21 protein-coding genes and 1 riboswitch are annotated in these 20,483 nt (G+C 38.0%); of the genes, 2 read left to right on the top strand and 19 right to left on the bottom strand.

Features of this window, described 5'->3' with window-relative positions:
- Positions 1 to 238: 238 nt before the first annotated feature.
- The 11 genes from GQR93_RS07790 to GQR93_RS07740 form a co-directional block, all read right to left on the bottom strand.
- Positions 239 to 1,192 (bottom strand): quinone oxidoreductase family protein, encoded by a 954-nt coding sequence (locus GQR93_RS07790; RefSeq protein WP_003554046.1) that lies wholly within the window; start codon positions 1,190 to 1,192, stop codon positions 239 to 241.
- A gap of 103 nt (positions 1,193 to 1,295) precedes the next feature.
- Positions 1,296 to 1,745: a GNAT family N-acetyltransferase gene (locus GQR93_RS07785; protein WP_003554045.1), complete on the bottom strand. Its 450-nt coding sequence runs from the start codon at positions 1,743 to 1,745 to the stop codon at positions 1,296 to 1,298.
- A gap of 54 nt (positions 1,746 to 1,799) precedes the next feature.
- Entirely contained in the window at positions 1,800 to 2,606 is an 807-nt protein-coding gene (locus GQR93_RS07780) for an N-formylglutamate amidohydrolase (protein ID WP_003554043.1), read from the bottom strand.
- On the bottom strand, positions 2,603 to 3,142 hold the full coding sequence (locus tag GQR93_RS07775; protein ID WP_003554041.1) for an NUDIX domain-containing protein: 540 nt from the start codon (positions 3,140 to 3,142) through the stop codon (positions 2,603 to 2,605). The genes GQR93_RS07780 and GQR93_RS07775 overlap by 4 nt, the downstream gene beginning before the upstream one ends.
- Positions 3,143 to 3,171: 29 nt before the next feature.
- Positions 3,172 to 4,266, bottom strand: coding sequence for a dihydropteroate synthase (folP, locus tag GQR93_RS07770; protein ID WP_003554039.1), 1,095 nt, complete (start codon positions 4,264 to 4,266; stop codon positions 3,172 to 3,174).
- The gene (locus GQR93_RS07765) at positions 4,256 to 5,593 is read right to left on the bottom strand and encodes a bifunctional folylpolyglutamate synthase/dihydrofolate synthase (protein ID WP_003554038.1); all 1,338 of its coding nucleotides are present in this window, start codon (positions 5,591 to 5,593) and stop codon (positions 4,256 to 4,258) included. The genes folP and GQR93_RS07765 overlap by 11 nt, the downstream gene beginning before the upstream one ends.
- On the bottom strand, positions 5,577 to 6,650 hold the full coding sequence (gene folE / locus GQR93_RS07760; RefSeq protein ID WP_003554036.1) for a GTP cyclohydrolase I FolE: 1,074 nt from the start codon (positions 6,648 to 6,650) through the stop codon (positions 5,577 to 5,579). Before folE ends, GQR93_RS07765 begins: the two co-directional genes overlap by 17 nt.
- Positions 6,650 to 6,997, bottom strand: coding sequence for a dihydroneopterin aldolase (folB, locus tag GQR93_RS07755; protein WP_035444760.1), 348 nt, complete (start codon positions 6,995 to 6,997; stop codon positions 6,650 to 6,652). Before folB ends, folE begins: the two co-directional genes overlap by 1 nt.
- Before the next feature lie 72 nt (positions 6,998 to 7,069).
- Positions 7,070 to 7,600, bottom strand: coding sequence for a folate family ECF transporter S component (locus GQR93_RS07750; RefSeq protein WP_003554032.1), 531 nt, complete (start codon positions 7,598 to 7,600; stop codon positions 7,070 to 7,072).
- A gap of 58 nt (positions 7,601 to 7,658) precedes the next feature.
- A riboswitch (THF riboswitch) is annotated at positions 7,659 to 7,773 on the bottom strand.
- 114 nt (positions 7,774 to 7,887) lie between these two features.
- Positions 7,888 to 8,760, bottom strand: a complete 873-nt coding sequence (locus GQR93_RS07745) for a DegV family protein (RefSeq protein ID WP_003554030.1) — start codon at positions 8,758 to 8,760, stop codon at positions 7,888 to 7,890.
- 17 nt (positions 8,761 to 8,777) lie between these two features.
- A complete protein-coding gene (locus tag GQR93_RS07740; RefSeq protein ID WP_003554028.1) occupies positions 8,778 to 9,191 on the bottom strand; it encodes a MarR family winged helix-turn-helix transcriptional regulator in 414 nt (137 codons plus the stop codon).
- 214 nt (positions 9,192 to 9,405) lie between these two features.
- Between GQR93_RS07740 and GQR93_RS07735 the strand changes: the two genes are divergently transcribed.
- The gene (locus GQR93_RS07735; RefSeq protein WP_003554026.1) at positions 9,406 to 11,121 is read left to right on the top strand and encodes an Rqc2 family fibronectin-binding protein; all 1,716 of its coding nucleotides are present in this window, start codon (positions 9,406 to 9,408) and stop codon (positions 11,119 to 11,121) included.
- Between the two features lie 78 nt (positions 11,122 to 11,199).
- Here the strand turns inward: GQR93_RS07735 and GQR93_RS07730 are convergent, their stop codons facing one another.
- The 7 genes from GQR93_RS07730 to GQR93_RS07700 all read right to left on the bottom strand — a co-directional run bounded on the left by GQR93_RS07730 (position 11,200) and on the right by GQR93_RS07700 (position 18,916).
- Complete coding sequence (locus GQR93_RS07730; protein ID WP_003554024.1) at positions 11,200 to 13,707, bottom strand: carbamoyl phosphate synthase preATP-grasp domain-containing protein; 2,508 nt, start codon at positions 13,705 to 13,707, stop codon at positions 11,200 to 11,202.
- Positions 13,691 to 14,782, bottom strand: coding sequence for a carbamoyl phosphate synthase small subunit (locus GQR93_RS07725; protein ID WP_003554022.1), 1,092 nt, complete (start codon positions 14,780 to 14,782; stop codon positions 13,691 to 13,693). Before GQR93_RS07725 ends, GQR93_RS07730 begins: the two co-directional genes overlap by 17 nt.
- A gap of 27 nt (positions 14,783 to 14,809) precedes the next feature.
- A complete protein-coding gene (gene pyrR / locus GQR93_RS07720) occupies positions 14,810 to 15,343 on the bottom strand; it encodes a bifunctional pyr operon transcriptional regulator/uracil phosphoribosyltransferase PyrR (RefSeq protein WP_003554020.1) in 534 nt (177 codons plus the stop codon).
- A gap of 90 nt (positions 15,344 to 15,433) precedes the next feature.
- A complete protein-coding gene (locus GQR93_RS07715) occupies positions 15,434 to 16,345 on the bottom strand; it encodes an RluA family pseudouridine synthase (protein ID WP_003554019.1) in 912 nt (303 codons plus the stop codon).
- A gap of 18 nt (positions 16,346 to 16,363) precedes the next feature.
- Positions 16,364 to 16,804: a signal peptidase II gene (lspA, locus tag GQR93_RS07710; RefSeq protein ID WP_003554017.1), complete on the bottom strand. Its 441-nt coding sequence runs from the start codon at positions 16,802 to 16,804 to the stop codon at positions 16,364 to 16,366.
- 14 nt (positions 16,805 to 16,818) lie between these two features.
- On the bottom strand, positions 16,819 to 18,483 hold the full coding sequence (locus GQR93_RS07705; protein WP_035444832.1) for a formate--tetrahydrofolate ligase: 1,665 nt from the start codon (positions 18,481 to 18,483) through the stop codon (positions 16,819 to 16,821).
- Positions 18,484 to 18,529: 46 nt separating this feature from the next.
- Positions 18,530 to 18,916 (bottom strand): EbsA family protein, encoded by a 387-nt coding sequence (locus GQR93_RS07700; RefSeq protein ID WP_003554013.1) that lies wholly within the window; start codon positions 18,914 to 18,916, stop codon positions 18,530 to 18,532.
- Positions 18,917 to 18,953: 37 nt separating this feature from the next.
- On the opposite strand from GQR93_RS07700, the gene GQR93_RS07695 reads away from it, so the two are divergent.
- Positions 18,954 to 19,343 (top strand): ribonuclease HI family protein, encoded by a 390-nt coding sequence (locus GQR93_RS07695; RefSeq protein ID WP_003554011.1) that lies wholly within the window; start codon positions 18,954 to 18,956, stop codon positions 19,341 to 19,343.
- Here the strand turns inward: GQR93_RS07695 and GQR93_RS07690 are convergent.
- Positions 19,336 to 20,448, bottom strand: coding sequence for an NAD(P)/FAD-dependent oxidoreductase (locus tag GQR93_RS07690; RefSeq protein WP_003554008.1), 1,113 nt, complete (start codon positions 20,446 to 20,448; stop codon positions 19,336 to 19,338). The genes GQR93_RS07695 and GQR93_RS07690 overlap by 8 nt on opposite strands.
- Positions 20,449 to 20,483 lie beyond the last annotated feature (35 nt).

Raw genomic sequence — 20,483 nt, 5'->3', positions numbered from 1 at the left:
TTTGAAATGATGACTTAACGTTAAAAATATTCTAGAAGCGTCAGATAGTTTTGGGTCATTTAAGACTATCTTGGCGTTTCTTTTTGTTTTAGTACTTACTTCGTATAATGTATATTATGTAAAGTAGCATATAATTTAAAGATCTCTCTCTCTAAAATGCCACTTCCCTTTAAAACAAAAAATCCCTAACCTTAATTAGAGATCAATTTCATGATTAATGAAACCTCTTCACTTTTTTCTAAATTGTAATAACTGAACGGCCGTGTGCAACCCATGCTGTTGAAATTTGTGATAAAGAAAAAACGTTTAAATTCATATCCAATTGTCCACCAGCTGCATAATCAAATACTGATGGTAAATCGTTCCTTAAATAGTTTTGAAAAACATTCGACGAAAAACTGCCAATGCCGGATCCAATTAACTCAATGTCCTTACTTCTAAGAATTTGCGAAGATAATTTGATATCCGAACCTGCCATGCCACCAACTGTAATATATTTTAAATGTTTCGCCAGTTTTATTTTCCTGAACGCATTAAACATCACTTCGGCAGGATGTCCCCAAAGATAATCAATCACAATATCAAATGGTGCTTCACTGTATGTTGAAACGACATTTTTTACAATTTGTTCATCGGGTTCATTAATTAAAATTGTTTTATCGGCACCAATTGTTTTTAAGTGGTCAAGCATTTTACTATTTCTACCGGTTGCAATAACTTTAGAGGCACCGTGAAATTTGGCTAACTGAACGGCCATCATACCCGTAGCGCCGGTTGCACCATTAACAAAAACAACATCACCCTGCTTTATTTTGCCTTTTTCAATTAAGGCAAGATCAGAACCCATTAAAGCGTTTGGTAAAGCAGCGGCTTTGACACTATCTAGTCCATTAGGCAATTTAATAAAATTTTGTTTATCGATAATTGCCTTTTCTGCCATCATGCCTGTGAGGCCCATTGCGTAAATCCTAGTGCCATCATCAAGTTCGGCAACACCATCCATTCCCATTACCGCCGGCAACGGGTCAAAGTTCGTATAATGTTTACCGGCAGCTTTGCTAATATCTAATTGTTTAATAGACGACGCCCTTGGTGAAACCATGAGCTGATGATCGTTCATCACTTTTGGCTCAGCAAAATCTTGATACTCAGGAACGTTTCCATAGTTGGTTAAAACAGCAGCTTTCATCATTTTGGCACCTCATTAAATTATTTTCGATGATTTTAACACGTCTACTCGCACTGTTCAATCCCAAAGCGTTATCAATATTGAGGTTAAAAAATTGTCATTACGTTTAAATAATTCGGTCATAGGTGTCAACGTCCAGACGCTTACTGAATTGTAAACTTTTCCAGAATAATTCACCTTCATGATTATTTTTCATAACAATAATTGATATTTTTTGAATACCAACCTCTTTTAATTGTTTAATCACCAAGTTAACTAATTTGGTGGCAATTCCAGTGTGCTGAACTTCTCTTGCAACCGCCAAATGATAGATTCTACCTCTGCGACCATCAGTTGCTCCGAGAATTGTACCAATTAATTGATTATCTTTCTCAGCGACAAAGCAAAAGCCCGGATTGAATTTGATTAATCTACTGATTTCCTCAAAACTGTCATCAAAATCACGTAAATTCATTCCTGGCGTCTTTTGCCATAGTTTGTATGCGTCGGGATAATCCTCCGCAACCATTTTACGAATACCAACTAATTGATCCTCTTGATCTTCTTTTTCTGCCATTTTATAATTACACAATTCCTTCCATTTAACTCGTTAATTCGCTATTGAGCCCAATTAATTAAAGAATAATTGACCGTTATCCAGATCAGATGCCAAAGTTTTAAAAACTTGTTGGAGTTGTAGCTGGGCATGGTTAAATATTATTGGGTCCCAATGAGTAAGGATTTCTTCATCAAAATACCGATCCTCAATATACTTCTTGTATCTTAACTCAATTTGAATTGAGAAAATACCCTTTTGACTACCATAATGACGAGTAATATAACCACCGCGAAATGGAAAGTTATTAGCAACCGAATATTGCCTTTGGGTAAAAAGCCTTTGAAAGTAATTAAACGTCTTTTTTGAAGTTGTTCGATTAAAATCATTTCCTAAAACAATATCGGCTGTCGGATTTAGTGATGGATGCGTGTATTCTGCAAAACTGTGTAAATCGATTAATAAAGCACTACCAAAAACGTTTCTTTTGTTTTCCAAAAGTTGTTGCAACTGATCATGATACGGTTGATAAAAGCCCATAAGTCGATTATTGATTTCGGTACTTGTTAAAGGTCGTTTGTATAATGGATGACCGAATGTGTTCTTGGCATATACAAGATGGTAATAGTCCCCAGTCAAGTCTTCATTGGGATCACGATTTGGGTCAATTAAATACCGGTTTAAGTTATTCTCAATTACCGTGAATCCCATTTCAGGTAAAAAATGATAGAGTTCTTTTAAAAACCAATCCGTGTTAGCCAAGATGGCATTTGGCAGCAAAGCTTTTGTCATTTCATTTGTGATTCTTGTACCGCTATGTGGTAAATCTATCACAACTGGGAATCGATTAAGTGTTCCATTATGAATATGGTAATTTTTCACCACTTGTCGCCTGATTTATTTAAAATAAAGTATTTAGAAAACTCATTTGGTGCCTGATTCTTTGTTAATAAGAAAACCGGCAACTCAGCGTCGGCCCGCTTGCCGGTTTCTAAAAGAAAGCCAAAACGAAAGTCAATATGTTGATGTGCGCCTTCTGATTTTGCCGGATTGGCAGGAATTTGGATTAAATTAACATCAATGAGGCGGCCACTATCGGGTTTAACTTGATAGCCCGTTTCTTCGTGAAACTCCCTCACTGCACAGTTTAAGGGAACTTCATTATTTTCAACGTGACCAGCAGGCAATAAAACCGTTTTCAGATAAGGATGCTTGATAAAGTAGCCATATTGCTCGGAAAATACCATTGCACTTGCTGATAAATGCAATTTGGATTTCCGGTCTCTAAGACCTCCCGCATGATCTATTAGCTTTATTTTCAATTTTTGGATTTTATTAGAGTTTAGCCAGGGGAAATGGATTGTTTGCAAGTGATCCAACTCCTTAACCAGCATATTTAAAAAAATGTCTGCTGCCATTTAATCTTCTCCATCACTGTTAATAAAGGTCAGCTTAATAAGTTATCTTTCAACAATTCAAATGCATCGATCATTTGACGGGTTTCTTTGACATCATGAACACGGATAATTCGGCCACCAAGTACAGTCATAAATGACTCAAATAATAAAGTTGGGATTAGTCTGTCGTCAGCAGAATCTAAGTTGAATAACCGTTTAGAAAAGCTTTTCCTAGAAATTGCGATCATTATTGGTGTCTGAAACTCAGCCATCAATTTTGTTAAACGCATTTTGATGATATCGAATTCCAGTGTATTATGATCGGAAAAGCCAACACCCGGATCAATCACAATGTTGGCTTTATTCAATCCAACGCCTGTTAAATCACTTATTGTATGTGTAAAGAAGTTGGTCATTGTTTCCACTAGAGTTTCCGGTTGTTCATTGAAGTTACGACCGTTAAACATCGTGACAACCGCAGGCTTGTATTTAGCAACTAAATCCAATTTAGTTTGTGAATTAAAACCATCAATATCATTGATGATTTGGATGCCATTTTTTAACGCTTCTTCAATGACGTCATTGGTATTGGAGTCAATTGCCAAAACAATGTCTGGAAATCGTTGATGAATTGCTTCAAGAAATGGTTCGATTCTTTCCCATTCTTCTTTTGCAGTAATGTCATCAAAATTTGGTTTTGATGATTTTCCGCCAACTTCAAATATCGAGGCCCCTTCACTTCTTTCAACTTCAATTCTATGCAATACCCCCTCAATTGAAGCGTTCCGGCCACCGTCGTAAAACGAATCCGGTGTCAGGTTCAAAATTGAATAGATTAATGGTTTCGTAGTAATATCAAAGTCAAAACCTTTGCCTTTAAAATGGATTCTTGAAGCTTCAGAAATTTGTTGTAATTGACGCTGATCATTTTCAGAATCGAAAACGGTTGGCCACTCTGTAATAACGTCGTTAAGGTTTTCGTGATTAAAGACTGCAATAACGAGTGTCTGTTGGACCAATATTTTTTCTGTATATTTAGTTAACAGGTTAATAAGCTTTGGTTGTTCGTCCGCTGCTACGCTGAATGAAATTGTTATATTGCCGGTAAAGGTTTGCTGATGATCACTGATTTCGTTAATGTTCATGATGGTCACTCCTCGATAATAAATAGGTTCGAATGGGATTTAGTAAATAAAAGGAACCAATAACAAAAATAATGGTGTTGGCAGTTGCATGTGATACAGCATATTGGATGGCATCAGTTGCTGAATCGAAGCTTTGATACGTTTGCTTGGTTAGCTTTACATAAACATCTGATAATTGTTGAGGTGGCAGTTCTCGCTGTTTGTTATCAGGCTCAGTGATAATAAATGACGCATTTTTCAGGGAAATCAGCTCTTTTACAGATGATTCATACGATTTGTCTTTTAAAAAACCATTAATAATCAATTTCTCTGAGTCTGGATACAATGTGTTAACTGTTTTAACAAACGCTTGAATACCGTCCGGATTATGACCACCATCCAAAATGATAACGGGTTGTTGAGATATTTTCTCAAAGCGACCGGGGACGACAATGTTTGATAACGTCTCTTCTAGAAGCTGGTTGAGATTGTACACTAATTTTTTCCTATTCAAAAAGTCAATCAGCCAAGTAATCACAGTCGCTAAATTTTCTAGTTGATAGGTTGCCACTAATCCAAAATTAAATGTTCCACTTTGGTGCTCATCATTCTGACTATTAACATAGTGAACTCTTGTTGATTTTGGTGTTTGTAAAATCATCGAAATAACGGTTTGATTGGACGTTAAAAAAGTTGCATTTTTGGAATGAGCTTCTTTTTCCAGAACGCGAAAGGCTTCCCCAGGTTGGTGCTGCGCTGAAATAGTGACATTATTTTGGCGAATAATTTTTGATTTGGTTGTTGCGATCTCTGTGATATTATTTCCCAAAATTCCGACATGATCCAGACTAATTTTGGTGAAAATGGAATACATCGTGTTAAAAACGGCATTTGTCGCATCCAATTCACCACCCAACCCACATTCTAATACAACATAGTCAACATGCAGATCGGCAAAATATAACATTGAAATTAAAAATTGAGCTTCAAATGCGGATACTTTTACTCCATTAAATTTTGGATTTCGGAGCACTTTTTCAATTAAACTAATTTTTTGATTGAAATGCTGTTTGGAAATGTTCTTAAAGTCAACTTGAATCCCATTATAAATGTTTCCAATATATGGGCTCGTGAACAAGCCAACGTGATAGTTCATCTTGCTCAGAAGAGCTGCAATCATCAAAGAAGTTGACCCTTTCCCGTTAGTGCCACAAATATGGATGATGTTAAAACGTTTATCCGGGTTTCCAAGTGATTGCAATATTTTTTTAAGTAATCCGATACGGTCACCCTGATCATAAAGAAAAGCAGGAAACGTTTCATGATTAAGCTCAGATTGATTTGCCATTAATATCACCTATCGAATTTAAAAATGCCATTTGTAAATCTTGATCAGTATCAAAAATTCCTGAAAAACGAATTGTACGGGTTGATGAATCAGTTTTTTTCACACCTCTCATCTCAACACACATATGTCGTGCATCAATGACAACCGCGGCCCCCTTTGGAGCGAGAATTTTATTGAGCTGATCAACAATATCATCCGTTAATTTTTCTTGAAGGCCTAATTTGTGTGATACAAAATCCACCAACCTCGGGATTTTACTTAAACCTATAATTGTGCCATGATCTGGAATATATGCAATATGTGCTTTGCCCCAAAACGGCATCATATGGTGTTCACACATTGAGTAAAACGGAATATTTTTCATTAAAACCATTTTTGAATGATTTGAGCTTTTACTTTTAAATAATTTATAATCCTCAAAGTTCTCCAATCCCTCTGATGAAAAAATTTCATCATACATGCGAGCAACCCGGTCCGGTGTTTCTACAAGTCCCGGCCTGTCCGGATCGTCACCAATCGCGGATAAAATATTGTGAATTGAACTTTCAACAAGTCGTTTGGGTTGGGCATCTTTTTTAATCAATGAAACAGTCTGATCTTTTTTTTGGAGAACCTGAATCTGCTTACTGATTTGTTGATAAAATGGAAATTGCTTACTGATGAGTTCAAGGATTGGGACTAGTACAAATAACCGGTTAAAAGTTTCTGGATGTGGAATCGTCAAATCATCAGTTGACATTTTCTTATCGCCCCAAAATATAATATCAATATCTAGTGTTCTCGGTCCCCAGTGAATTTCTCTAGTACGATGCAAACTGAGTTCTACTTGATGAATGACTGCCAACAATTTTTCAGGAGTATAGGTTGTAGCGATTTTGAGTGCAATATTAACAAAGTGACGTTGTTTAACGTTACCGACTGGAGACGTTTCATAGAAATTCGATACTTTATCAATCAAAATATTGGCATCGCTTCCTAATAGTTGAATGGCTTTATTGATATAAAATTCTCGGTTTCCAATATTACTGCCTAGGCTTAATACAATATCATCGTTCATTATTGTTTCATCTCGATTTCTACATTATTGAAAACACCATCCACCGGTAAGTTCAACTTGCGGATTCGAATCGTGACAGTTTCAATTCTGCTATCCAGGTTTTTGATAGCAACAATGATTTTTTGTGCCAGGGTTTCAATTAAATTTACACGATTTTCACTAATGATTTTTTCCACAACTGGGTAAAAGGTTCCATAGCTGACGGTGCTGTCGAGATGATCGTCTATTGGAGTGGCATTAACAGCTGTTTCAAGGTCGACTTGTAAGTTTTGACCGACCTCTTTTTCTTCTGCCATGACACCGATGTGACTGTGAAATTGCATATTTTGCATTCTGATGATGTACATAATCAAAGCTCCTTTTTTAGTACGACAAAAACCGGCCCGCTACAAAAGATAATTGTAGACGCGCCGGTTAAATTAACCTATTAACTTGTTCTTAATGCGCTCGAATTGAGCCGAATTAAAGACAAAGTAAATAATCGCAATTTGCAGTGGCGTGACAATAATCTCTTTTAGCAGTCGTGCCGGTAAAAGCGCGATGAACGGAGTATTATACATCAGAGTCAACCAAAGTGTGTTTAAAACAGTGTTTACAAACACTGCAATAATCAGCTGAGAAACGATTACCTTTGTCCAGGTGATCTCTTGGTTATAGAAAAAAAGACCATATATGGCAGCCCCAAAAATTGCGGAAATTGTGAATCCAGGGTTATAAACGCCACCAGAAATTAGTGTTCCGATGATATCGGAAAGTGCTGCAACAGCTGAGGCCCAAACCGGACCGTATAAATAACTAGCCAAAGCTATAATAACGAAACCAAATCCAATTTGAATTGATTTTGTACCAACGGTAAACCGGTCAATAATGAGTCCCAGTGCCAGCAATAGTGATAACACCGCAATATCTAACGTCCGAAGCTTATGAAAACCTAACGACAATGACTTCATAATAATGACATCTCCCGAAAGGAGCTCACCAATATTTAGAAAAAAACGAACTAAATAAAATGGCGAATGCGAAAACAACACCGCAACCAATCAGCAAGTCGAAGCCGATTGGTTTTCGTTCGAAGGTCACATTCCGTCCCTTCAACACTTAACGCATTGTTTCCTACCCCATATTTTTTACGACTATTAAAGTGTATCATATTGGATAAAAAAAACAATCACTTCGTTCAATATTATCCGAACATTTTCGTGATTGTTACAATAATCGTTAAGTTTTACGTTTTACTTTATAGTTGATCTTTTTCAAAGTCGCGAAGCCATGCGAGTGCCAAAGCTTTGTCCCCAAGGTGTGTCCCAACAACGGGACCGAAGTAGCTTTGTTCAATTGGCATATTCGGATACAATCCATGAATCTTTTCCGTCCATTCTTCACCGGCTTTTGGATCATGACCATTAATCACTAAAGCTCTTAATGGATAATTGGCTTTTTGTTGCGCCTGAGCAAATAATTCCTCAACTCGTTTTAATGCTTTCTTTCGTGATCGAACCTTATCAAAAGCAACGATTTCGTTACTTTTATCATCAAAAGTAAGTAATGGTTTAATTTTTAAAATGCCACCAATAAATGCAGAAGCATTAGATAAACGACCACCCCGAACCAAGTTTTGTAGATCATCAACCACAAATAGTTCGTCGATGGTTGCTCTTAGACCGTCTAAGTACTTAATAATTGCTTGTGGCTCTCTACCAAGACTTGCCATCTTGCTGGCCTGGATTGCCAAATAGCCCATTAATTTAACCGTAATTTTGGAATCATAAGGAATGACTTTGATACGATCAATTTGAGGTGCTAAATTCTCAACGGATTGATAGAATCCTGAAATGGTACTGGCCAAATGGATACTTATAACGGTATCGTAGCCTTTATCCGCAAGAGAATTATATAAATTCATCATTTCACCCATTGGAGCTTGGGAGGTACTTGGAAATGAATTCGAATTCTTCAATTTGTCGTAAAAGTCCTCAGTGGTCAGATCAACGCCCTCTTGGTATTCATGGCCATCAATAATGACTGGTATTGGGACAACATTGATGTGATATTTTTCTTCTTCTGCCTTAGTCAGATAAGCTGTACTGTCAGTGACTATCGCAATTTTCATTAAATTCACCTGCTCAACTAAATTCTATCAAGACTTTGTTCCAAACGATTGATCAATATTTTTAAAAGATTTTTTTCTTCATTAGTCCAATGACTAAATACTTGATTCTGGAGGTCTTCAACCTTTTGCTCAACATTCTGACTGGATTTTGTTCCTTTTTCCGTTACGCTATAAATGAGCTGTCGTTTATCTTTTCCAACAGCTGTTTTTGACAACATTTCCTTGACAACCAGTCGTTTAAGCTGCCTTGATAAAGTTGAAATGTCCAATTTAGTCACTGCAGATAGTGTTTCTTGAGTTGAGTGACCATCAATAACATGGTTGAGAAGCTTCCATTCTGAAATAGTCAGGTTTTCTGCTTTCGTAATTTTCATTAACCTGGCATTATGATTTTTAGCAGCAGAATTTAAAGCAACAAGAATATCTTTCATTCTGAAAAGACCTCCGAAAAAATAGTATACGCTATTTGATAATGACTTACAAAAAAGTATGAACATTTAAATGAATCTCTAAAGGTTGTTATATTCGCTATAAAGGCTTTTTCAAGAAACGGGGACAATAGTTCATTATACACACTATCCTTAGCATCGGCTTATAAAGTGAGGTATACTAGTAATTGCTATATATACGAAAGTGAGTGATACGATGTCATTCGACGGATCCTTTATCCATTCAATGAAACAAGAACTAGCGGACCTGCTCCAAACTGGACGGGTAAGCAGAATTAACCAACCATATTCTAACGAATTAATTTTAACGATCAGAGCGCATGGGAAGAACCACCAGTTACTTCTTTCAGCCAACCCAACTTACGCCAGGGTTCAGGTAACCAAAATCCCTTATGTGAATCCGGCAGTGCCAACAAACTTCGCAATGATTATGCGAAAACACTTAAATGGTGCTATTTTAACCGAAGTTAATCAGCTGGAAAATGATCGTGTGCTTCATTTTGGCTTTACAGGCCGAAATGAATTGGGAGATCAAACAAAGCTTAATCTAATTGTTGAAATTATGGCACGCCATAGCAATATTGTTTTAGTCAACCAACCGGATAATAAAATTATTGACGCAATTAAACATGTTGGTTCTGATGTTAACCGGTATCGCCTGTTATTGCCCGGGGCAACTTATATCAATCCTCCTAAGCAAAATTTGCAGAACCCCTTTACTAAAACATCTTTTGATGATGTTAAGCAATTGATTAAAGATTACCCTAATGTTGACGTTTTGGCCGGAAGCCTCCAAAAGACTCTTCAGGGGCTGGGCAAAGACACAGCTTCTGCGTTAGCAAATACCCTTCACAAAAATACTGAAGTTGAGAAAAACTTCGAGAGTTTCTTTACAAAGTTTAATGCGGCAGTCCCAACCTTGAGCCATATTGGTAATAACAAGATCAATTTTACCGCATTTCCTTATCCAGATACAGATAAAAATGATCATTATGCAAGTTTAAGTGAACTTTTAGATGCCTATTTTGCTACGCGTGCCCAACGTGATCGGGTTCGTGAACAAGGAGCCGTCTTAATTCAAGTTGTTAAAAAACAATTAAAGAAGAATCGGACAAAGTTAAAGCGTTTAAAGCATGATCTTCAGGAAACAGAAAACGCAGATGAGTATCGCATTAAGGGAGAAATCCTTACAACCTACCTTAACAAAGTTGATAGAGGCATGACGTCAATTGAACTGCCAAATTATTATGAAAACAATGCCCCACTTAAAATCAAGCTTTCAAATCAACAGTCTCCTTCAGAAAATGCGCAAAAATACTTTAAGCGATATCAAAAATTGAAGAGTGCCGTTAAATTTTTGAACGAACAAATCAGCTTAACACAAGAAGAAATCGATTATTTTGAGAATATTCAATCTCAAATTGAGTTAGCTAAGCCCGAAGATTTGGTTGATATTCGTTATGAACTGGAGCAGGGACATTATCTAAGGGATCATGAGCAACACAAGAAGAAAAAAAATAAACGTCAAAAGATCAATAAACCGGAAAAGTTTGTCTCAACTGATGGAACCGAAATTTTGGTGGGTAAAAATAATTTGCAAAATGAACGGTTAACAATGCATACGGCAGACAAACGGGAAACGTGGCTTCACACCAAGAATATCCCTGGTTCACATGTTATTATCAGAAGCTTCGATCCGTCACAAACGACTATTGATGAAGCCGCCAATCTTGCCGCTTATTTTTCAAAGGCACATGATTCATCCAAGGTGCCAGTTGATTATACAAAGGTCAAAAATGTTCGTAAGCCCAACGGGACAAAGCCTGGGTATGTTATCTACGATAATCAACAGACATTATTGGTAACCCCTGACGAAAAACTGATTAATAAATTATCGCAAACAACTAAATAATTTGACATAAAAAGCCGAAGCAATCTTCCGTTCTAAATGCGAAGATCAGTTTCGGTTTTTTGCTTGAAAAATCAACTCTTAAGATTCGATGTTTTTAAAAGAAAGCGATGATCCAACCTCTTGGGTAGAGGTTCCATCTTTTCGATTTGATTGTAATTCTTTGAATGGAAAGACTGCTTCCATCATCGCATAACGTTTGTGAGTACCAGGTTGATAATATTCAGATAGCTGGTCAATATCCAGTATACCTAAATACTTTTTTACAAGTGCATCTATCCAATTAATACCGGTTGTCTTATTTAAGAAAGCAGATTCTGTAATTCGAATTGGTCGAATGCCAGCAAATTGATAACCTGATTGGTCATCGATTCTATTAAATAGCACTTGAACTAGCCCTTGCCATTGACTGGTATCGATTTTATTAATGGCCAAACCAATTAACTTCTGCTCTTCTTTTTGCCAATGATTCATTGGCTGTTGATAATCATTGATATATCGCAGCTCTGTTCGATGGCTGTTTGTATAGAAAGAAATAGTTGTAATAGGCAATATTCGGTCATGATCAATAAAAAGATCAACAGCATCAGTAGCTTTTCTTTGATTGTATTTAGCAACTTTCTGATCTGGCGGTAGTACAACGATATTCAAGTCTGCAAATTCTTTTAGTTTTTTAGAAAGGTAATGGCGGTTCCCCGGGAGAAAAATAATATCCGGTTTTTCTAAATTAACGATATTTAGAATATTACCAAGTTGAATAGGTTCAATATATTGTTTATCACTAAGTGCAGGTGCAAGCGAAATAGCATTCGGATTTGTATTCATAATAATGGTCTTGTATCCTGCTTTATGTGCGGTATCTAAAACCTGAGCTGTATAGTAATCAGCAGCTGCATTTGGTCCTAATTGATTCCCGCCGCGACCGATAATCAACGCAGTTTTTCCAACACATGGCTGACTTTCGTTCTCCAGTTCATAACTGCTATAAAAAACGTTTGTGGCCTCCAAAAACTCCCCAGCACTCGGTTCCACTTCTTTAAAAGTGACTTTTGTCTTCGAATTTCTGTTCATTCTTTCAATTGTAGAAATATTGACATTCCATAATTCAGCAAGCATTCCATCACCAAAACCATATTTATGACCAACTTCAACGGCCGTTGGTGAAAGTGGATTATTGATTACAAAATCCTGGGCACGTAAAAGTTGGTTCATTTTGTAAAAATAAAATCGATCAATTTTGGTTAATTCAGATAATTCATCAATAGAGAATCCCCTTCTGATTGCTTCCATCAGAACTAGGATTCGACTGGCTAAAGGATGGATTAATTGATTAATAACATCATCGTCACTTATTTTGGACACACTTGGCAATATATCTCGAGGTGAAAATTGTGAACTATGCATGGCTTTCATGATAGCTTCTTCAACTGTTCGCCCAATTCCAATTGTTGATCCAACAGATTTCATTAATGTGTTAAGATGCTGATCCACGTCCGGAATATCCCTGAACGGCCATAAAGGAATTCTAACGACAACATGATCCATTGTTGGTTCCATAAATGGTAGATACTTACTGTATTTTTCAGGCAGTTTTATTTCTGGCAACGCGTATCCCATTTCTAGTAACGTAGATACATATGACAATGGATACCCAGTTGATTTTGCGGCTAAAAGCGCATTTCTGGTAAAGAAGGGGCTGACTTTCGTCACAAAATAATTTGAGTCTGTACGACTTTGTGCAAATTGTATGTGACAAGTTCCTGTGATGTTGATCGCATCCATAATTCTAAACGTGGCGGTTCTTAGTGACTGATATTCTTGATTGATCAAGGTTTGTGTTGGTGCAAAAATAATTGAGTCTCCAGAATGAATACCGATTGGATCCATATCTTCGAGCCCGGAAATTAATAGCTTATTACCATTTTCGTCTCGGATCGCAACCATTTCAATTTCTTTATAACCAACGATGCTTTGTTCAATCGAAACCCGCTTAATATAAGTTCGCTTAAAACTAATTTCCAGCGCATCTTCCATTTCATCGGTATTGTTACAAATAAACCGGCTTGTGTCATGGCTCGCAGATAATGGTTTTACAATCACCGGGAAACCAACATCACGAACAAAATCCATTGCCTCGTCATCACTAGCAACAATCTTTGAGGCAATGATTGGTTCGCCTGTTTCATCCAACAATTCGCGAAGTTGTTGATTATCCAAAACCTTTTTGAGATCGATTGGGCGAATTCCCACTAACTGGATGTTATTGTTAGCCAACACATCGCTTTCTTCAAGCTGCCAAGCCACCTGCATGGCATTTAAACCACCAATTTTAGGCATGATTGCATCCGGTTTTTCTTTTTCAATAATGTTAACGACATTTTGAAAATTAACTTCTTGAACATAAACGTCGGCGGGCTGAACTTCTTCACTGGCAAACGAAAATGGATTGTTGTCAACGTAAATAACCTGTGCACCAGTCTTTTTAATTGCTGAAAGGCGTTCATATGCTGCGGCATCCAATTCATTTTCGTGACCGATGTTTGTTGGCCCACCGCCAAGCAAAAGGAGCTTTTTAATATTCGTCGCCATTGTTGTCCCTTCTTCTTGCCATAAATTCTGTGAAATCATCAAACAAACCAACACTATCTTTCGGACCCGGGGCACCATCTGGTGAAAACTGAACAGAGAATGCAGGATAATCACGGTGTCGAAGTCCTTGAACCGTTCCATTTACCAAATCAATATGAGTAATGAATAATTTTGCGTGGTCAATAGATTTTGAATCAACGGCGTATCCCTGCTCTTGTCCCGAGAAGAAGATTTCGTTTGTGATAATTTCACGGATTGGATGATTACTTCCATGATGTTCTACCCGTAATTGACTGATTTTTGCACCATTTGCCATGGCAAAGAGTTCATGGCCCAAGCCAATTCCAAATAACGGTACCTGCGTTTGTACCTCGCGTATCATTTGTAAAACAGATTCCGGCAAATTTCCTGGTGCACCTGGTCCGGTTGATAAGACAACACCATCAGGATCTAAATCAAGAATTGTTTCACTTGTAGAGTTCCATGGTACAACGGTGATATTGCAATCTCTTTTGGATAATTCTCTAAGGATACCGCTTTTTAAGCCAAAATCTACGACGATAACGTTAGCGCCTTCATCAGGGTTGGGATATGGTTTTGGCGTCGCCACTTGGGCTACCTGTTGATTTGTCAGCACAGTTGCATGCAGTTGGTCAAATGCATGTTCATCTGCCACATCAACGATACTGGCCTTCATATTTCCTTTTTGTTGAAGATGTCGCCTAATCTGGCGAGTATCAACGTCATATATTCCGGGAATCTTATGTCTCTTTAAATATCTGTCCAGAGAAATACGCTTAAAATGATCCGTTGCCAGGTTTTCATATTCACGGACGATGACACCTTTAGCGGTCGGCAAAACGGACTCGTACGCATTTTGTGCGAGCCCTGTATTACCAATTGAAGTTTGTGTGAATACAATGATTTGGTTATGGTAAATTTGATTGGAGATAATCTCTTGATAACCGTTCATTGTTGAGTTAGCAACAAGTTCACCCGTCGTTGTGGCGAGTGATCCGAAGGCTTTGCCCGCATATGCGGAGCCGTCTTCCAATATCAAATATCTTTGCGTCATGTTGACTCCTCACTACCAGGATAAGGATCACTTAATGAGTTCAACTGCGTCCTTGTCATCAATTTCTGATACATATACTTTAATTTTTTCCTTTTGCGAACTTGGAATATTTTTACCAACGAAATCAGCGCGAATTGGTAATTCACGGTGACCTCGATCAACAAGAACGGCTAAATTGATACTTTTTGGCCGACCTAAATCCATGACAGCTGATAATGCTGCCCTGACTGTTCTTCCAGTATATAGAACATCATCGACTAAAATGACTCGTTTTCCTTCAACGGAAAAATCAATTTTGTTATTTGACATTTTAACGTCACTACTTGTTGAATCATGTTCGATATCATCACGATAATTTGTAATATCAAGTTCGCCAACCGGAATTGTTACGTTTTCCAACTGTTGAAGTCGGTCCGCAATTCGATTTGCTAAAAAGATTCCTCTTGTTTTAATGCCAATCAGAACAAGATCTTCAACACCCTTATTTTTTTCAACAATTTCATAAGTTATTCGCGTTAATGCACGTTGCATGGCCATTTTGTCTAAAATTATCTTGCCCATCACTAAATTCTCCTTAAATAGTTCTGTTTTTATTGAATCCCGTTGTTTTATTGCTTATCCATTCCAGAATATGGGAGTAAATCCAAGTTGTCAAGATTCAAGTAAATTATTCACTCTCAGTGTTCGAAGTGTTTTTTCGAAAATTTCTGGAATCGGTGCCGAAAATATCATTAATTGATGGGTCCTCGGATGTTCAAAGCCTAATTCCTGAGCATGTAAGAATTGCCCATGGCCCTTAATTGTTTTCTTTGGACCATATAAAGGATCGCCAACAATCGGATGACCAATATATTGCATGTGAACTCGGATTTGATGTGTCCGACCTGTTTCTAAGCGACATTCAATTAATGTGTAATCTTGAAATCGTTCCATTACCTCAAAATGGGTAATGGCAGGTCGGCCATCAGCAACAATAGCTTGTTTCTTTCGGTCTTTTGGTGAACGGGCAATTGGTGCTTTTATAACACCAGAGTCCTCTTTAATTCGTCCATGAACCAGTGCAACGTATTTTCGCAGATTTTTCTTAGCTTTTAATTGCTTGGACAGCGCCTTATGGGCCATGTCGTTTTTTGCAACCATTAATAGTCCGGATGTATCTTTGTCTATGCGATGGACTATTCCGGGGCGATATTCACCATTAATGGATGATAATGGACTGTGGAACAATAACGCATTAACCAGGGTGTGATTCGGATGACCGGCTGACGGATGAACAACCATTCCTTGAGGTTTATTAACAACAATGACATCTTCATCTTCGTAAACAATGTCAAGTGGCATATTTTCCGGTTTAATGCTCACAGTTTCAGGTTTAACATCTTTAATTAAAAGGGTGTCCGAAGCTTTTGTTTCGTATTTCGGTTTCTTTTTTGAATCGTTGACAATAATGTCACCATCCTCAATCATCTTCTTCGCTCTTGATCGACTGATTTCAGGATCCAGCATACTGACAATTTTATCCAAGCGCCCCAATTCATCTGTTATTTTAAATTTTTTAGGCAATCTGTTTTGTCCCTCATTCTATTTCTCTTTAATAATCGCAAATCCAATAATCAAAATACCGACTGTTAAGTACATATCAGCACAATTAAAAATTGGAAAATTTATAAAATCTAATTGAAACATATCAACCACGTGGTTATTAACAATTCTATCAATGACATTGCCGATTGTGCCGGCAAGTAAAAGGCTTAATCCAAAACGATACCACAGATTTGGCCAATAGCGAACCAAGAAATAACCGATTAGAATTGCAGCAACAATTGCAATCAATACAAAAACAAGTTGATGTCCTGATAAAATGCTCCAGGCAGCACCAGTATTGTTGATCCGAGTAATCGACAAAACGCCTGGGACTACCGAAGACGATTGCCCAAGCGCTAATGTGCTAACGACCCAGTGTTTAACAAGCTGATCAAGGCCGATCAACAATAGAATGCCGATGATATATATAACTGGCAAATAAAAATCTCCTTTTAGAATAGTCCTGTAATTCGGCCATTCTCATCAATATCCATGTCCAATGCCGCCGGATGACTTGGCAGGCCGGGCATCGTTAATATTTTACCAGTAAGTGCAACAATAAAGCCAGCCCCTAATTTAAGCTGTAGATCCGATACGTGTATTGTAAAGTTTTCCGGAGCTCCCAATTCTTTTGCATTATCGGTGAAAGAATATTGTGTTTTTGCCATGCAAACCGGTAAATTACCATAACCCATTTTTTCAATGCGTTTTAATTCATTTTTTGCTTTTCGAGAAAGTTCAACAGTTGAACCGCCGTAAATTCGAGTGACAATGGCTGTCATTTTTTCTAAAACACTCGAATTTTCATGATCATAAAGTTCGTGAAACTTATCAGAATTGTCGCAGGCAGCAATCACTTTTTGGGCAAGATCAACGGCGCCCTTACCACCCTCTGCCCAACTATTAATAATTTCACCGGTAACCTTCAAGTCGTTTTGTACATAGTTTGATAAGTAAGTTAACTCGTCCTTGGAATCGCTGGCAAATTTGTTGATTGCTACAATAACCGGTTTCCCATATTGTTGCATGCCCTCAACGTGACGTTTTAGATTTATGACACCCTTTTTTAGTGCGTCAAGATTCTCAACGTTTAATTCTTTCTTATCAGCACCGCCATTTAGTTTCAATGCACGAACAGTTGCGACAACAACAACACAATCCGGTGTTTTATTTAATCGAGGTGTCACAATATCCATGAACTTTTCGGCACCAAGGTCTGAACCGAAGCCTGCTTCTGTAATAGCATAATCACCATAAGTCAGTGCAGCTTTGGTAGCTAAAATACTGTTGCAGCCATGAGCTATATTGGCAAACGGACCACCATGAATGAATGCAGGCGTATGTTCCAATGTTTGAACCAAATTAGGTTTGATCGCGTCTTTAAGCAATAAAGTCAGGGCGCCTTCGACGTGTAGATCAGAAACATAGACAGGTTTTCTATCATATGTGTAGCCGATTAATATTTTACTGATTCGGTGTTTTAAATCCTGCAAACTGGTTGCCAGACATAAAATAGCCATTAGTTCACTGGCAACTGTGATATCAAAACCGTCTTGACGTGGTACACCGGAAGTTCGCCCCCCTAATCCGATAACAACTTGTCGTAATTCGCGATCATTGACATCCAGTACTCGTTTCCAAACAATTTGTCGTGGATCAATATTCAATTGGTTTCCATGTTGAATATGATTGTCAATTAGAGCAGCCAATGTATTGTGGGCTTCGGTGAGGGCATCAAAGTCACCTGTAAAGTGAAGATTAATATCCTCCATTGGGACAACCTGTGCGTAACCGCCACCAGTTGCACCACCCTTCATACCCATGACTGGTCCTAAAGAAGGTTCTCTTAAAGCAAGCACAACGTTTTTATGTAGTTCGGTGAAAGCATCGCCCAACCCAATTGTCACCGTTGTTTTACCTTCTCCGGCAGCAGTTGGGTTAATAGAAGTCACTAAAATTAACTTGCCGTCTTGACACGCATCTGACGGGTTAAAGTTAACTTTTGTTTTATATTTACCGTATTGTTCAAGATTATCCTGGTTAATCCCTAACTGATCGGTAATCGTAGTGATAGGTGCCATTTTAGCTTCTTGGGAAATTTCAACATCACTTTTCATCATTTAAAAGTCCTCCTCGACTCTCACCATAGTATGGTTTGAAAAATTATTTTTTTGAGATTAATTCATTAACCTCGATGACTGAATTAGCCGGCAAAATGAAACTATAAATTTTGGTGTTTGCAACGAACCCCAGTTGATACTTTGATGTTGTCACATGTGAAATCTTAGCCAAGTCAATGACCAACCAGTGGGGATTGGTTATTCGACTAACAATGAGTTGGTTATCATAGACTTTAATGTTTCTAAAATGAATTTCTGCCCAAGTTAGAAAGGCAAACAAGACAAAGAAGAATAACGTAATCCATTGAAAATGGGTGATTTCTAGCCAGATAATCACACCAATAAAAAAGATAAGTAATGTCCAGCTCCAACAAATAATGCTGCTTAATGGGCTTGGCTGGTAAAAGAAGTGTCGTTTTTGCGTTATCATTAATAAGACTCCTTAACAAAGAAAGTGGTGCATATAAATGATTAAATTATATACGGATGCGGCGGTTAATCAGCAATCCGGTAAGGCTGCTATTGGCATTTTAATCATCCAAAACGGCCATCAGGTTCAGCTTAACCAAAAAATTGTGTCGATGGATAATCATCATGCCGAATTTGAAGCAGCCATTGGTGGATTTCAAAAATTAATTGGCCTGGGAATCGATCCAGCCGAGTTTGTTTTCTACTATACAGATAGCAAAATCGTGATTGACAGTTTGAATAAAGCGTATGCCAAACACTTTGAAACACAAACAGAACAACTGATTACATTGCAGAATCATTTTACAACTGTTATTAACACATGGATTCCCGATACTCAAAATCATGGTGCTCATAACCTTGCCATGCAAGCTCTCCATGCTAAATAATATAGTGACTGATCGGCTTGGTATATTTATCCCAAACACCTAACTGGTCTTCAACGACAGCCCTTGCCAGAAAGTATCCGATAAGTGGCCCTGTTGTGAGCCCAGATGAGCCCAGACCCCCTCCAAGTAAAATGTTTGGGTTATCTGGTAGATGTCCAAAGAACGGCGCGAAATCGTCGGTATACGCTCTTGTACCAACACGAACGCGGTCGATTTGATCCATCTGAAGATGTTGATCGAACGCCTTCGCATTTGTAAGTAAACGATTACGCGCTTCACTAGTGGGTTTTAGATCAAATCCACCATCGTTTTCATGGGTTGCACCCACAACCAACTTGTCGTGTTCGAATGGAATAATATCAGAACTGCTCTCGGGCATTAAAACAGGTAAATGGCCCCCATAGTGTTTTGATTTAATTGTTAAATCGATTAGTTGCCCCTTTTGCGGTCGAACTTTAACCAAGTAATTAAGCGGCTTTAGGGTCCCTTTCATCCAAGCACCAGTCGCAATAATAATTTTATCAAATGACTCTAGCCCTTTTGATGTCCTTAATTTGCCACTTTCATCAAAAAAGACGCGCTGCCGGCTTATTTCAACATGTCTCTTTTGTGCCTGATCCAATAGAGCTTCAACGAAATGCAAGCCATCAATCTTAGCACCACCCTCGACCAAGATGCCTGCAGGCGGGTTGGTTAAAAATGGGAGACGCTTACCGACGTCTTGAGAGGAAAGAAGGGCCACTGACCGCATTGCCGGTGTGTGACGGAGCTTTATTTCAGCTTCTTGAAAAAGGCTGTCAAGATCATTTGGGTCTTTTCGAGTCACAATGGTTCCGGTTTGTTGGTAAACGTTTGTCCCGAGGTTAGCATCTGTTACTAACTTTCTGTAAAAAGCCGCGCCCTCTTTTGCCAAAGTATACCAACGTTTATTTCGGCGTTTGGATAACCAGGGAGAAATGATCCCGGAAGCGGCTTTTGTCGCTTGCCCCAAGTCATCGTCAAACAGTGTGACCGATAATGATTGGGTCTGATCCAAGTAACCAAGGTAAAAGGCTGCTGTAGCTCCAATGATGCCACCGCCGATAACAGCAATTCTTTTTTGCATTCACTCACTTCTTTCTGCCAATAGTTCTTATTTTA

This window comes from Lentilactobacillus hilgardii, assembly GCF_009832765.1.
Taxonomy (GTDB): domain Bacteria; phylum Bacillota; class Bacilli; order Lactobacillales; family Lactobacillaceae; genus Lentilactobacillus; species Lentilactobacillus hilgardii.
The sequence above is the reverse complement of the archived record's forward strand: the minus strand, read 5'-3'. Positions and strand labels throughout refer to the sequence as shown.

Coding starts and splice junctions, on each gene's coding strand:
- GQR93_RS07790 (WP_003554046.1), bottom strand. CDS start 1,192: ATGATGAAAGCTGCTGTTTTAACCAACTATGGAAACGTTCCTGAGTAT.
- GQR93_RS07785 (WP_003554045.1), bottom strand. CDS start 1,745: ATGGCAGAAAAAGAAGATCAAGAGGATCAATTAGTTGGTATTCGTAAA.
- GQR93_RS07775 (WP_003554041.1), bottom strand. CDS start 3,142: ATGGCAGCAGACATTTTTTTAAATATGCTGGTTAAGGAGTTGGATCAC.
- folP (WP_003554039.1), bottom strand. CDS start 4,266: ATGAACATTAACGAAATCAGTGATCATCAGCAAACCTTTACCGGCAAT.
- GQR93_RS07765 (WP_003554038.1), bottom strand. CDS start 5,593: ATGGCAAATCAATCTGAGCTTAATCATGAAACGTTTCCTGCTTTTCTT.
- folE (WP_003554036.1), bottom strand. CDS start 6,650: ATGAACGATGATATTGTATTAAGCCTAGGCAGTAATATTGGAAACCGA.
- folB (WP_035444760.1), bottom strand. CDS start 6,997: ATGTACATCATCAGAATGCAAAATATGCAATTTCACAGTCACATCGGT.
- GQR93_RS07750 (WP_003554032.1), bottom strand. CDS start 7,600: ATGAAGTCATTGTCGTTAGGTTTTCATAAGCTTCGGACGTTAGATATT.
- GQR93_RS07745 (WP_003554030.1), bottom strand. CDS start 8,760: ATGAAAATTGCGATAGTCACTGACAGTACAGCTTATCTGACTAAGGCA.
- GQR93_RS07740 (WP_003554028.1), bottom strand. CDS start 9,191: ATGAAAGATATTCTTGTTGCTTTAAATTCTGCTGCTAAAAATCATAAT.
- GQR93_RS07735 (WP_003554026.1), top strand. CDS start 9,406: ATGTCATTCGACGGATCCTTTATCCATTCAATGAAACAAGAACTAGCG.
- GQR93_RS07730 (WP_003554024.1), bottom strand. CDS start 13,707: ATGGCGACGAATATTAAAAAGCTCCTTTTGCTTGGCGGTGGGCCAACA.
- GQR93_RS07725 (WP_003554022.1), bottom strand. CDS start 14,782: ATGACGCAAAGATATTTGATATTGGAAGACGGCTCCGCATATGCGGGC.
- pyrR (WP_003554020.1), bottom strand. CDS start 15,343: ATGGGCAAGATAATTTTAGACAAAATGGCCATGCAACGTGCATTAACG.
- GQR93_RS07705 (WP_035444832.1), bottom strand. CDS start 18,483: ATGAAAAGTGATGTTGAAATTTCCCAAGAAGCTAAAATGGCACCTATC.
- GQR93_RS07700 (WP_003554013.1), bottom strand. CDS start 18,916: ATGATAACGCAAAAACGACACTTCTTTTACCAGCCAAGCCCATTAAGC.
- GQR93_RS07695 (WP_003554011.1), top strand. CDS start 18,954: ATGATTAAATTATATACGGATGCGGCGGTTAATCAGCAATCCGGTAAG.
- GQR93_RS07690 (WP_003554008.1), bottom strand. CDS start 20,448: ATGCAAAAAAGAATTGCTGTTATCGGCGGTGGCATCATTGGAGCTACA.